The sequence below is a fragment of the Streptomyces angustmyceticus genome (assembly GCF_019933235.1).
Lineage (GTDB): Bacteria > Actinomycetota > Actinomycetes > Streptomycetales > Streptomycetaceae > Streptomyces > Streptomyces angustmyceticus.
The window spans coordinates 6,909,434-6,922,253 of record NZ_CP082945.1 but is presented as its reverse complement, the minus strand read 5'-3'; the positions used below and the strand labels follow the sequence as shown (position 1 = coordinate 6,922,253).

Genomic DNA, 12,820 nt, shown 5'->3' with positions numbered 1-12,820 from the left:
TGAGCATGCCCGACGCGCAGAACGCGGCAGGGACGGGGGCGAGCGGGGCACCGACGGCGCCGGGCCCCCTCGACGCCGCCGAGCTGCACCGGCTCGACGCCCACTGGCGGGCGGCCAACTACCTGGCCGTCGGACAGATCTACCTGATGGCCAACCCGCTGCTGACGGCGCCGCTGCGCCCCGAGCACATCAAGCCGCGGCTGCTGGGCCACTGGGGCACCTCCCCGGGCCTGAACCTGGTGCACACCCACCTCAACCGCGTCATCAGGGCCCGCGAGCTGGACGCCCTGTGCGTGTGGGGCCCCGGGCACGGCGGCCCGGCCGTGGTGGCCAACTCCTGGCTGGACGGCACGTACTCCGAGACGTACCCCGACATCGGCCGGGACGGCGAGGGCATGGCCCGGCTCTTCCGGCAGTTCTCGTTCCCCGGCGGGGTGCCCAGCCATGTCGCCCCGGAGACGCCGGGGTCGATCCACGAGGGCGGTGAGCTGGGCTACTCCCTCACCCACGCCTACGGTGCCGCGTTCGACAACCCGGAGCTGCTCGTCGCCTGTGTGATCGGCGACGGCGAGGCGGAGACCGGACCGCTCGCCGCGTCCTGGCACGCCACGAAGTTCCTGGACCCGGTGCACGACGGCGCGGTGCTGCCGGTGCTGCACCTCAACGGCTACAAGATCGCCAACCCGACGGTGCTCGCCCGGATCCCGCGGGACGAGCTGGACGCGCTGCTGCGCGGCTACGGCCACGACCCGCTCCATGTCGCCGGCGACGACCCGGCGACGGTCCATCAGGCGCTGGCCGCCGCCATGGACACCGCCCTGGACCGGATCGCGGACATCCAGCGCCGGGCCCGCACCGAGGGCGTGACGGACCGTCCCCGCTGGCCCGTGATCGTGCTGCGCACCCCCAAGGGCTGGACCGGTCCGCACGAGGTCGACGGGCAGCCCGTCGAGGGCACCTGGCGCGCCCACCAGGTTCCGCTGCCCGGCGTGCGCGAGAGCGCGGGGCATCTGCGGCAGCTGGAGGACTGGCTGCGCTCGTACCGGCCCGACGAACTGTTCGACGAGGCGGGCCGGCCGCGCCCCGACGTGCTCGCCTGCGTGCCCGAGGGGTCGCGGCGGCTGGGCGCCTCACCGCACGCCAACGGCGGCCTGCTGCTGCGCGATCTGCCCGTCCCGCCGCTGGAGCGGTACGCGGTGGAGGTCGGCAGGCGCGGCAGCGGGCTGCACGAGCCGACCCGGGTGCTCGGCGGGCTGCTGGCGGCGGTCATGGAGGCCACCGCCGAACGCCGCGACTTCCGTGTGGTGGGCCCCGACGAGACCGCCTCGAACCGCCTGGAGGCGCTCTACGACGCCACCGGCAAGGCATGGCAGGCCGCCTCGCTCGACACCGACGAGCACCTCGCGCACGACGGCCGGGTCATGGAGGTGCTCTCCGAGCACCTGTGCCAGGGCTGGCTGGAGGGCTATCTGCTCACCGGCCGGCACGGCCTCTTCTCCAGCTACGAGGCGTTCGCGCACATCGTCGACTCCATGGTCAACCAGCACATCAAATGGCTGCGGACCGCCCGCCGGATCCCCTGGCGGCGCCCCATCGCCTCGCTGAACTACCTGCTCACCTCCCATGTCTGGCGGCAGGACCACAACGGCTTCTCGCACCAGGACCCCGGCTTCGTCGACCACATCCTCAACAAGAGCCCGGAGGTCGTCCGGGTCTATCTGCCGCCGGACGCCAACACCCTGCTCTCGGTGGCCGATCATGCGCTGCGCAGCCGCGACTACGTCAATGTGATCGTGGCCGGCAAACAGCCCGGCTTCGACTGGCTCACCCTCGACGAGGCCCGCGCCCACTGCGCCCGCGGCGCCGGCGCCTGGGAATGGGCGGGCACCGGGAACGGCACCGAACCCGATGTGGTGCTGGCCTGCGCCGGGGACGTGCCCACCCAGGAGACGCTGGCGGCGGCGAGTCTGCTGCGCCGGCATCTGCCGGAGCTGGCGGTGCGGGTGGTCAACGTCGTCGACATGGCCCGGCTGCTGCCGCCGGGAGAGCATCCGCACGGCATGCCGGACCCCGAGTACGACGCGCTGTTCACCCGTGACAAGCCGGTCGTCTTCGCCTACCACGGCTATCCCTGGCTGATCCACCGGCTCTGCTACCGCCGCACCGGCCACCGGGACCTGCACGTCCGCGGCTACCGGGAGGAGGGCACCACGACCACTCCCTTCGACATGGTCGTGCGCAACGACCTCGACCGGTACCGGCTGGTGATGGATGTGATCGACCGTGTCCCGGGCCTCGGGGTGCGCGCGGTCGCGGTGCGGCAGGCGATGGCGGACGTCCGTACCCGCCACCACGCCTGGATCCGCGAGCACGGCACGGACCTGCCGGAGGTCGCCGACTGGACCTGGGCGGACTGACGGCACCGGGCCGCCCGGCATCCGCCTCCGCCGGCCAGGCCCCCCGCCGGTCAGGCCCCCGCCGCCTCCCGTACGTCCTCGACGACGGACCGGTCGAGGGCCGCGCGCACCAGGCCGGAGGCGAAGGCGGCGGCATCGTCCGGCCCGACCAGCCGGGCCAGCTGCCGGCCGTCGCCCGGCAGGCCCAGCCGCTCCGCGCCCTGGACGGCCTTGGCGTCGAGATACGGGGCGAGTTCGGGCCAGACGCCCTGCACCTCGCGCAGAAAGATGTCGCAGCCCGCGGGCCCCAGACCCGGCACCTTCCGCAGGGCGCCGCGCAGCGCGGCGGTGTCGCCGCCGGCCTCGTCCCGCATCCGGCGCAGATCGCCGCCGTACGCGTCCAGCAGCAGTGCGGCGCCGTCACCGAGCTGGGTGGCGGTGCGCTCGTCGTAGCGCCGGTAGCCGCCCTCCCCCAGGGCGTCGACCCGCTGCTGCCAGGTCGCCGCCGCCATCCGCCGCGGCGTGCGCATCCCCGCGTCGAACAGGGCGCGCGCGGACGCGACCGCCACCGACGCGCGGATGCGTGCGCTGAGCAGCCCGGCCAGCACCAGCACCTGGTACAGCGGCTGCGGTGTGTTGCGGAGCCGGATGCCGCTCTGTGCCGCGAAGGTCTCGCCGTGCCGCTCCAGCAGGGTGTGCGCGAGGGCCCGCCGCCCGCCGCGGGGGCTCATGGCGCGGCCTCGCGAAGAGGCCGCGGGTCGCCGGGGGAAGTGCGGGCCACACGCTGTCCTTTGCCGGTCCGGTGGGTGGTGTGCTGTCACGGTCCCCGGTCCGCGCGGCGGGAAACCGCCGCTGCTCCATGGGGCGCAACGGCGCACCGGGTGCGGGGCCACGCCCCGGCGGCCACGCGCGCGGCGGCATCCGGGTGCGGGGCATCCGGGTGCCGTACGGATGGCTTCCGCATGGTCGGCGCGGGACCGGCAAGGAGACCAGCGTGCCGTGCGGTGCGCGCGTGCGGCGCGCGGCCGCCGAGGAGCGACGCAGAAGGAGGAGATGACGGTGCGACAGCCCCCAGGACCGCCGGGCCCCGGCCATCCGGACCCGGTTCCGCCCACTCCCGGTCCGGGCCCCGGCCCGCCCGGACCCACGCCGGGCCCGGCACCAGGCCCCGTCCCCGCCCCGGGACCCGATCCCGTACCCCCTTCGCCTCCGGCTCCCGAGCCGGATCCCGTCCCCCCGACCCCGCCACCGCCGACACCGGGCCCGGAGCCAGGTCCCGCGCCCGGCCCGGTCCCCGCCCCGGGCACCTGATCAGCGCGACCTTGCCGTGCAGACGTCCGGTCATGGGTGAAGTCCTCGTCTCTGTCGTCCTGTTCGGTCGCCGGACCGCCCCCGGGGCGTACGGCGGTGGATGCCGCCTCCCGGGGGCCGGCGGCAGGCGCGTCCGGGAGGCGCCCCGCCGACCGAGACCGCGCGGGGCGCCCGGCCCCGGCCAGGACGGACGGTGCCCGGGTGCGTCACACCCAGGCACCGCGCGGGGCCCGCGGCCTAACCTGACCGGCATGGCTGACAACGACCTCGGAGAGTTCCTGCGGGCCCGCCGGGCGGGCGTGCGGCCGCAGGACGTCGGCATGGCGAGCTACGGGCTGCGCAGGGTCAGCGGACTGCGCCGTGAGGAGGTCGCCGTCCTGGCCGGGATGAACGCGGACTACTACACCCGCCTGGAGCAGGGCCGCGAGCGCCACCCCTCATCGCAGGTGCTCGACGCCCTCGGCCGTGCCCTGTGTCTCGACGCGGACGCCAGGACACATCTGTTCCGGCTGGCCGGGACCGTCCCCGACGACCGGTTCGCCCCCACCGCGGAGACGGTCAGCAGCACGCTGAGCCAACTGATGGACGGCTGCCCGCACACCCCGGCGTTCGTGATCAACCGGACCCTGGACATCCTCGCCGCCAACGCCCTGGCCGACGCCCTGTACGCGCCCTTCCAGCCCGCCGACAACCTGGCGCGGATGGCCTTCCTCGACCCCGCGGCCCGGCACTTCTACGCACACTGGGACCGGACCGCCGAGGTGACCGTCGCCAACCTGCGCCAGGCGGCGGGCCTCGCGCCCGGCGATCCGCGGCTGCGGGAACTCCTCACCACCCTCACCGGGCACAGCGCGGAGTTCACCCGCCTGTGGAACACCCACACGGTGCGCGGCAAGACCCGCGAGGCCAAGCACTTCCTCCACCCGGACGTCGGCCCGCTCACCCTCACCTACCAGGCCCTCGACGTCCGCGACGCCCCCGGACAGCAACTCGTCGTCTACCAGGCCGAACCGGAGAGCCCCAGCGCGCACGCGCTCAGCCTCCTCGGTTCCCTCCACGCCACCGGCCGTCAGCCCGCCCCGCGCCGCCGGCCGTAGGGCCTGGCGCTCCTCCGCCTCGTCCGCGCGGCGTCCGCCTCGTCGCCCTCCCGCGAAGGTGCGGCCCCGTCGTCGGAATAGATCACCAGCGTCTGTTCCGGCTGTCCGGCCAGGTGGAATGCGGTGTAGGCGAAGTCGACCGTGCCGCGTCGCGGGTGCCGGAGCCGTTTGCGGCCGCCGTGCCGGTCCTGGACGTCGTACCGCGGCCACCAGGCGCGCACCTCCGGGCTGCCCTCCTTCAGCTCGTCGATCAGCCGGGTGTAGCGGGGGTTTCCCGGGTGGCGTCCGGCCAGCGTCCGCAGACGGGCGAGCAGGCCGCGGGCGTCGGGCTCCCAGTCGACCAGGACGTCCCGGGCGGCGGGGTCGAGGAACACCCAGCGGGCGAAGTTCGCCGGCCGGTCCGCCGCCGCGGTGAGGTTCGGGAACAGTTCGTCGGCCGCCGGGTTGCAGCTGAGCACGTCGTAGGTGCCGCCGATGATGTACGCCGGGTGCGGCTGGAGCAGGAGGGGCACGGCCGCCACCTCGGCGGCGAGCGGCTCGGGTTCCTCCGCTTCCGCCGCGGGCGCGTGTCCGGCGAGGCGGTGGAGATGTCCGCGCTCGTACGCGTCGAGGCGCAGCACCCGGGCGAGGGCGTCGAGCACCTGGTCCGAGGCGCGGATGTCGCGGCCCTGTTCCAGGTACGTGTACCAGGTGGCGCTGATCCCGGCGAGCAGCGCGAGTTCCTCCCGGCGCAGGCCCGGGGTACGGCGCCGGGCGGTGGACGGCAGGCCGACCTCGTCCGGGGTCAGCCGCTCCCTGCGGCTGCGCAGGAAGGCGCCCAGTTCACGGCGTTGCTCCGGTTGCCTCTGCATGGTGGCAATTCTAGTTCCAGAATAACGGGATTCTGGATACCAGGCTCAGCTCTTCGCAGACTGGACTCCGCGTGGGGGCCTCATGGGCTCTCACCGCGGTCTTTCCGGTGCCGGCGGGCCCGGGTGCGCCACGGCGTTCCTTCTCGTTCGCCGGCACCGGCGGCGAACGAGAAGGAAGAGGAAGACACCATGTCCGGAATCGACGGCAAGGTCGTGGCGATCACGGGAGCGAGCAGCGGCATCGGCGAGGCGACCGCGCTGCTGCTCGCCGAGCGGGGTGCCCGGCTCGTCCTCGGCGCCCGCCGGTCCGAGCGCCTCGCGGAGCTGGTGGCGCGGATCGAGGCAGCGGGCGGCACGGCCGTCCAGACCCGCACGGACGTGACCCGGCGGGCGGACCTGCACGCCCTGGTCGCCCTGGCCGTCGAACGGTTCGGCCGGCTCGACGTCCTGGTCGGCAACGCCGGGGCCGGTACGATCTCGCCGCTCGACGATCTGCGCGTCGACGAGTGGGACCGGATGGTCGACGTCAACCTCAAGGGCGTGCTGCACGGCATCGGCGCCGCGCTGCCGGTCTTCCGGGCGCAGGGCACGGGCCACTTCATCACCACCGCCTCCACGGCCGCCTTCCGCGTCGTCCCGGCCATGGCGGTCTACGCGGCCACGAAGGTCGCGGTCCGTGCCCTGTGCGAGGGCCTGCGCCAGGAGGCCGGCGACTCCGTGCGGGTGACCACCGTCTCGCCCGGCGTGGTCCGCACCGACTTCGCCGATGCCTCAACGAATCCGCAGGTCAGAGCGCAGATCGGGGAGATGCGGGACCGGCTCGCGATACCGCCGGAGGCGATCGCCCGCGCCGTCGCGTTCGCCGTCGAGCAGCCGGCTTCCGTGGACGTGAACGAGCTCGTCGTCCGGCCCACCGCCCAGGGCTGAGCCCCCCGCGCGGGCCGGGCCACTCCGTCCCCGCCCGGCGACGCCACGGGCCGACGAGGCGTTACCGGCTTTCCCGTACGGGATCGTTAGGCTCGGCCGGTGGCGAATTCCGAGGAGTGGGCCGAGGGCGCGGGGCCCTTCACCACCCGGCTGACCTGGCGTCTCGATGCCGGTGACACCGCCGTCTGGGAGTCGCGGGCGGCCCGCAAGCGCGGGACGCTCGCGGTGCGCCCCGCCGGGGCCACCCAAAGCAGCCCGCGGCGCGCCGACGAGGCGACGCTGGTCCGGCTGCGCCGGCTCAACGGCGTCGCCGCGGTCTCCTTCGTCGTCGGCGGGGCGCTGTTCGCCCTGGGGGCGGCGCTCGCCCAGGTCGACTCGGCCGGCCCCACCGCGACCGCCACGATCTACTTCGTCGGCGGCGTGTTCTTCACCCTGGGCGGCTACGCCTCACTCGTCCAGGCCGTCAACGCGCCGCGCCGGGAGAGCCGGGCGGGTGCGCTGACCGTGCACCGCTTCCGGTGGTGGAGCTACGAGCCGGGCCGGATCGACTGGCTGAGCACGTTCGTGCTGTTCGCCGGGACGCTGGTGTTCGGCGTCAACCTGCTGGATTCGTTTCTGCAGGGACTCACGGTCCAGCAGATGAACCGGCTGGTCTGGGCGCCCGACATGATCGGGTGCCTGCTGTTCCTGATCTCGGGGCAACTGGCGGTCGTCGAGGTGTGCCACCGGCCGCTGTGCCTGCACCGGCGCAGCATCGGCTGGTGGATCGTCGTGGTCAACCAGCTCGGGTCGGTGCTCTTCATGGTGGCCGCGCTGGCCGCCTTCACCCGGCCGGAGACCCGGAGCCCGGTCAGCGTCGGCATCGCCAATGGGGGGACGCTCACGGGAGCGCTGTGCTTCGCGGGGGCCGGGGTGCTGCAGGGCTTCGAACGTCCCTGACATGCGGCCGACCAGGACGTGTGCCACGGTGGATGACACTGCATGACGGTCGGCAGGTCCGGTTCGGACGGCCAGGTTTCTCAAGTGAGGAGTGACCCATGGCCACTCAGAAGCACAGTGTGGGCGGTTGGACCGCCTTCGCCGCAGTTCTGATGATCTTCGGTGGCGCGATGACCTTCCTGGAGGGCATTTCCGCCATCGCCAAGGACCACCTCTTCGTCACCACGCGGAACTACGTCTTCTCCTTCAGCCTCACGGGCTGGGGATGGATCCACCTCATCGTGGGCATCGTCATCCTCCTCGCGGGTGTCGCGCTGCTCGCCACCGGCGCGATGTGGGCGCGGGTGCTCGGCGTCATCCTGGCGGGCTTCGGTGCGCTGGCGAACTTCCTGTGGATCCCCCACTACCCGTTCTGGGCGATCGTGCTGGTCGCCATCAACATCTTCATCATGTGGGCGCTGTGTACGGACGACAACCACCACCATCACGCGACGGCCACCCGGTGATCTGAACCACCGGCCCCGGCCATGGACTCCGCACCCACCCCGCAGGAACGCGCGGAACAGGGCAGGGCACTTCGCTCCGAAGTGCCCCGCTCCGTTCACGCGGAGTTCGGCGTGACGGCCGCCCGTGAGGACCCGGTCGACATCATCGAGCGGCAGTCGGCCCTGCGGGTACCGGAGTTGGTGCCGCTGCGCTACGGCCGGATGCTGGAGTCGCCCTTCCGCTTCTACCGCGGCGCCGCCGCCATCATGGCGGCGGACCTGGCGGCCACGCCGTCCACGGGGCTGCGCACCCAGTTGTGCGGGGACGCCCATCTGCTGAACTTCCGGCTGCTGGCCTCCCCCGAGCGCCATCTGATGTTCGACATCAACGACTTCGACGAGACCCTGCCCGGCCCGTGGGAGTGGGACGTCAAACGGCTGGCGGCCAGCTTCGCCATCGCGGGGCGGGGGAACGGCTTCCCCGAGAAGGTGCGGACCGGCATCGTCCGGGCCGCCTGCGCGTCCTACCGCGAGCAGATGCGCCGCTACGCGGACCTGCGCACCCTGGAGGTCTGGTACGCCCATGCCGACATGGCCGACGTGGAGGCCGAGGAGGCGGAGCAACTGGACGGCCGGGGCCGGGCGGCGCTGTCCCGCACCATCGCGGAGGCCCGTACCCGCGACACCGTGCAGGCGTATCGCAAGCTGACCCGCAGGAGCGGCGGCCAGGTGCGGTTCGCCGCCGATCCGCCGTTGATCGTGCCGCTGGACGATCTGATGCCGGACATCGAGCGCGACCAGCTGATGGACCAGATCCGCCGTCTGGTCGAGAACTACGGCCGCACTCTGCGGTCGGACCACCGCCGGCTGCTGGAGCAGTACCGGGTCGTCGATGTGGCGCGCAAGGTCGTCGGGGTGGGCAGCGTGGGCACCCGGTGCTGGGTCGTGCTGCTGGTGGGCAAGGACCTGGACGACCCGCTGCTGCTGCAGGCGAAGGAGGCCGACGAGTCGGTCCTGGCCCCGTACGCCGGTCCGGGGCCCCACACCCACCAGGGCGAGCGCGTCGTGGCCGGCCAGCGGCTGATGCAGGCGGCGGGCGACATCTTCCTCGGCTGGGAGCGGACCACCGGTATCGACGGGCGGCAACGCGACTTCTACCTGCGCCAGTTGCGGGACTGGAAGGGCATCATGCCGGCGGACGCGATGGTGCCGACCGGCATGCGGCGGTTCGCCGTGCGCTGCGGGGCCACCCTGGCCCGCGCGCACGCCAGGTCCGGCGACCGGATCGCGATCGGCGCCTACCTCGGCCGGAGCACCGTCTTCGACGAGGCGCTGGCACGGTTCGCGGAGCGCTACGCGGACCGCAACGAGCTCGATCACCAGGCGCTCGGGGAGGCGGTGCGGGAGGGCCGGGTCACGGCCGCGTCCTCCTGAGCGGCGGCGGACCGCGGGGCACGCCCGGACGCGGCCGCGGCCGCGGACCGGGCCACCGCCACCCGATCGGCACACCGGGGTCCGTCCGGGATGTACGCCCCGGCCACCCCGCCTAGCATGGTGCCGAACGGCTCCCAAGAAGGCGGCCCCCATGCGCCCCACGGCGAAGTTCTCCATCAGCTTCGGCCTGGTCACGATCCCGGTCGCCGCGTACAACGCCACGGACAGCTCCGCCTCGGTCAGCTTCGCGCGGATCCACACGGCGGACGGCGGGCGCGTGCGCAATCAGCCGGTGTGCTCGCTGGAGGGCATCGAGATCCCGCCGGACGAGATCGGCCGGGGCTACAAGCCCGAGGGCGGCGACACCGTCGTACCGCTGAGCGACGACGACCTGGACGCGCTGCCGCTGCCGACCGCGAAGACCCTGACGATCCTGGCCTTCGTCGCGGGCGGCGACATCGACCCGCTGCAGATGGGCAAGGGCTACTACCTGGGCGTCGACAGCCCCGCCGCGGCCAAGCCCTATGTCCTGCTGCGCGAGGCGATGGAGCGGCACCAGCGCGTCGGGCTCGGCAAGATCGCGCTGCACGGGCGCGAGCAGCTCGCGATGATCCGCCCGGTGGAGGGCGTGCTGGTCATGCAGGTGCTGCTGTGGCCGCACCAGATCCGCCCGATGGACGGGGTGCTGCCCGAGCGGCCGGCGGAGGTCGCCCGCAACGAGGTGTCGGCCGCCGAGGCCCTGATGGACTCCTTCGGGGAGCTGTCGGAGGACGATCTGCACGATCACTACCGTGAGGCGCTCGAAGAGATCGTGGCGGCGAAGCTGGCGCATCGCGAGCCGGCCTTCCCGGAAGGCGCCGAGCAGCCGGCCGGGCAGGTGATGGACCTGATGGCGGCCCTTCAGGACAGTGTCCGCGCGGCCAGGAAGTCGCGCGGCGAGGAGGCGGACGAGGGCACGCCGCGCGGTGCCGGAACGGGCCGTACCGCGAAGAAGAGCACCGCCAAGAAGACCGCGAAGACGGCGGCGGCGTCGGAGGCGAAGCCGGGCGCGAAGAAGTCCGCCGCGGCGAACAGCAGCGCCAAGAAGACCGCCGCGACGAAGGCCGCCGCCAAGAAGGCCGCTCCGGCGAAGAAGACCGCGGGCAGGGGCGGACGGCGGGCCGGCTGAGCCCCGTCGGAGGCGGCCGTGGCCGTCGGCCACCCGGAAATCCGCACATAAGGCGCCCGCGCCGGGGTACGCGCCCCTCAACACGCCTTGACGACGGAACAGTTACGGAGGCTGACACCATGGGTATCGGCGGGTGCATCGGTCTGCTCGCGGTGGGGGCCATCCTCACGTTCGCCGTCGACTGGCACATAGCGGGGATCAATGTCGACCTGGTGGGGATCATCATGATGATCGTCGGCGTCATCGGCCTCGCCACGTACGTGAGCATCCTCAAGCGGCGGCGCACCCAGCCGCCCTCCCCCGGCGCCCCGGTCGTCGACGTCGAGGACAACCGCTACTACCGGTAGTCGCCGCGCCGGCCGAAGGCCCGCTCCCCCACCACGGTCCGCTCAGCCGCAGGAGACCGGGCCCTTCGGCAGGGTCCCGTCCAGCAGGAAGTCGTCGACATGGCGCTGCACACAGGGGTCGCCGGTGGTGTAGGCGGCGTGCCCCTCCCCGTGGAAGGTCAGCACGACGCTGGAATTGTCCAGCTCACGGGCCATGTTGAAGGCGCCCTGGTACGGGGTCGCCGGATCGTTGGTGGTCGCGACGAGCAGCATCCGGGGCGCGTCGGGCGCCGCGACGTCACGGGACGCGTCGTCGCCCGCCACCGGCCAGGAGTAGCAGTCCAGCAGGGTCGGCGCGATGTCCGGGCCGAACAGCGGTGAGGCCTTGGTGAGTTCGCGCTGCGCCCGGGGGTAGTCGCGTTCGCCGTAGCGTTCCGAGGTGTCCCGGCAGGCGATCGCCCGGAGGGAGAGCTGGTCCTGCGACGGCAGTTCGTCCTGGCCGATCCGCCGGGCCGGGACGGCGGCGTCACGGACGGCGCTGCTGCCGCCGGTGTCGCTCAGGCGGAGGATTCCCGAGGCGTCGCCGCGCCGCAGCTGTGCCAGCGCCTGGCGCAGCTGGGGCCAGTCGCTCCTGCTGTACATCGCCTCGCGCAGGGCGTACACATAGCTGGTCTCGTCCACCGTCTCCCCGTTCGCCTTCATCGGCCGTTCGCCCAACTTCCGGTACCAGTCGCGGAGTTGGTCCTGCGCCTTGTGCCGGTCGGTGCCCAGCGGGCAGTCCGTGCGGCGGGTGCAGTCGGCGGCGAAGTCGTCCAGCGCCCGCTGGAAGCCACGGGCCTGGGACAGGGCGGTCTGCCAGGTGTTCTTGGTCGGGTCCTCGACGCTGTCCAGGACCATCCGGCCGACCTTGCGGGGGAACTCGTGGGCGTAGACCGCCCCGAGTTTGGTGCCGTACGAGAACCCCAGGTAGTTGAGCTTGTCGTCCCGGACCGCGGCGCGCAGGACGTCCATGTCCCGGGCGACATCGGGGGTGCCCACCCACCGCAGCAGCCCGCCGGAGTAGCGGCCGCAGGCGTCGTTGATGCGCTTCTCCTTCGCGGCGAGGCTGTCGTCGGCGCCGCTCGCGGGCGGGGTGAGCTTGCTGCCGCAGGAGACCGGGTCGGTGTGGCCGGTGCCGCGGGGGTCGAAGCTGACGATGTCGTAGCGCTGTCCCAGATGCTCGAAGGCGCTGCCGCTGTCGATCAGATAGTTGACGCCGGAAGCACCCGGCCCTCCGGGGTTGATCACCAGCGAACCGAGCCGCTTTCCGGGCCCGGTCGCCTTCAGCCGGATCAGCTGGACCTGCATCGTGCTTCGTTCGGGGTCGCGGTAGTCCCGGGGCACCTCCAGGCGGGCGCACTCCAGGCGTCCCCGAAAACCGGGTGGCCGGCTCGCAGTGTCGGTCGTCGCGCCGTTCTGCAGGTCCTTCCCGCAGTGTTCCCACGACAGTTTCTGCTGGTAGAACGAGGTCAGATCGGGGTCATCGGCTGTCGCGGCGGCCGGAGTTCCGCCGAACGCGGCCAGTAGCGCCACGGCCGCCGCGACGGCCATCGGGCGCGCGGACAGCCGGCGCCGGCGAACACACCGCGCTCCCCCTACTCCCACACGAGACGGTGCACGGCGTGTTCCCGGCATACCTCCGAGCCTAGGTCCGTTGCCCGGCTCCCGCACACCTGCCGTGAGCCCGCCGCCGCAGGCGCCGCACGCCCCGCCGGGCACCCCGCCACGCAGCAGGACCGGACGCCTCCCCAGGGTGACCGCGCAGGGCTCTTCGGTCCGCTCGAGATGCGCCGGTCAGAACTCCGATCACCCTGGAGATAGGGCGGCACTCCGCCGCTGGGTGGCGG

The 12,820-nt window shown here is 73.1% G+C and carries 11 protein-coding genes; 8 read left to right on the top strand and 3 right to left on the bottom strand.

What is annotated here, in order from left to right; genetic code table 11:
* The first annotated feature begins 5 nt into the window (after positions 1-5).
* Entirely contained in the window at positions 6-2,417 is a 2,412-nt protein-coding gene (locus K7396_RS30995; protein ID WP_086721618.1) for a phosphoketolase family protein, read from the top strand.
* Positions 2,418-2,467: 50 nt separating this feature from the next.
* On the opposite strand, the gene K7396_RS30990 is transcribed toward K7396_RS30995, so the two are convergent.
* Positions 2,468-3,127 carry an HhH-GDP family DNA glycosylase gene (locus K7396_RS30990; protein WP_086721619.1) on the bottom strand — a complete coding sequence of 220 codons (660 nt, stop codon included), beginning with the start codon at positions 3,125-3,127 and terminating at the stop codon, positions 2,468-2,470.
* 831 nt (positions 3,128-3,958) lie between these two features.
* Here K7396_RS30990 and K7396_RS30985 point away from each other — a divergent pair.
* Positions 3,959-4,804, top strand: coding sequence for a helix-turn-helix transcriptional regulator (locus K7396_RS30985; protein ID WP_086716437.1), 846 nt, complete (start codon positions 3,959-3,961; stop codon positions 4,802-4,804).
* Here the strand turns inward: K7396_RS30985 and K7396_RS30980 are convergent.
* The gene (locus K7396_RS30980) at positions 4,777-5,655 is read right to left on the bottom strand and encodes a helix-turn-helix transcriptional regulator (protein WP_086716436.1); all 879 of its coding nucleotides are present in this window, start codon (positions 5,653-5,655) and stop codon (positions 4,777-4,779) included. The two genes, K7396_RS30985 and K7396_RS30980, sit on opposite strands and share 28 nt — an antisense overlap.
* A 189-nt stretch (positions 5,656-5,844) precedes the next feature.
* On the opposite strand from K7396_RS30980, the gene K7396_RS30975 reads away from it, so the two are divergent.
* The 6 genes from K7396_RS30975 (at position 5,845) to K7396_RS30950 (ending at position 10,955) form a co-directional block, all read left to right on the top strand.
* Positions 5,845-6,582, top strand: coding sequence for an SDR family oxidoreductase (locus tag K7396_RS30975; protein WP_086716435.1), 738 nt, complete (start codon positions 5,845-5,847; stop codon positions 6,580-6,582).
* Between the two features lie 99 nt (positions 6,583-6,681).
* Complete coding sequence (locus K7396_RS30970) at positions 6,682-7,521, top strand: hypothetical protein (protein ID WP_086716434.1); 840 nt, start codon at positions 6,682-6,684, stop codon at positions 7,519-7,521.
* Between the two features lie 98 nt (positions 7,522-7,619).
* Positions 7,620-8,027: a DUF7144 family membrane protein gene (locus K7396_RS30965; RefSeq protein WP_086716433.1), complete on the top strand. Its 408-nt coding sequence runs from the start codon at positions 7,620-7,622 to the stop codon at positions 8,025-8,027.
* A 21-nt stretch (positions 8,028-8,048) separates the two neighbouring features.
* A complete protein-coding gene (locus tag K7396_RS30960) occupies positions 8,049-9,440 on the top strand; it encodes a DUF2252 domain-containing protein (RefSeq protein ID WP_086716432.1) in 1,392 nt (463 codons plus the stop codon).
* A gap of 151 nt (positions 9,441-9,591) precedes the next feature.
* The gene (ku, locus tag K7396_RS30955) at positions 9,592-10,608 is read left to right on the top strand and encodes a non-homologous end joining protein Ku (RefSeq protein ID WP_086716431.1); all 1,017 of its coding nucleotides are present in this window, start codon (positions 9,592-9,594) and stop codon (positions 10,606-10,608) included.
* Positions 10,609-10,727: 119 nt separating this feature from the next.
* Positions 10,728-10,955 (top strand): DUF6458 family protein, encoded by a 228-nt coding sequence (locus tag K7396_RS30950; RefSeq protein ID WP_086716430.1) that lies wholly within the window; start codon positions 10,728-10,730, stop codon positions 10,953-10,955.
* 42 nt (positions 10,956-10,997) lie between these two features.
* On the opposite strand, the gene K7396_RS30945 is transcribed toward K7396_RS30950, so the two are convergent.
* Positions 10,998-12,524, bottom strand: a complete 1,527-nt coding sequence (locus tag K7396_RS30945) for an alpha/beta hydrolase (RefSeq protein WP_086716429.1) — start codon at positions 12,522-12,524, stop codon at positions 10,998-11,000.
* Positions 12,525-12,820: the final 296 nt, after the last annotated feature.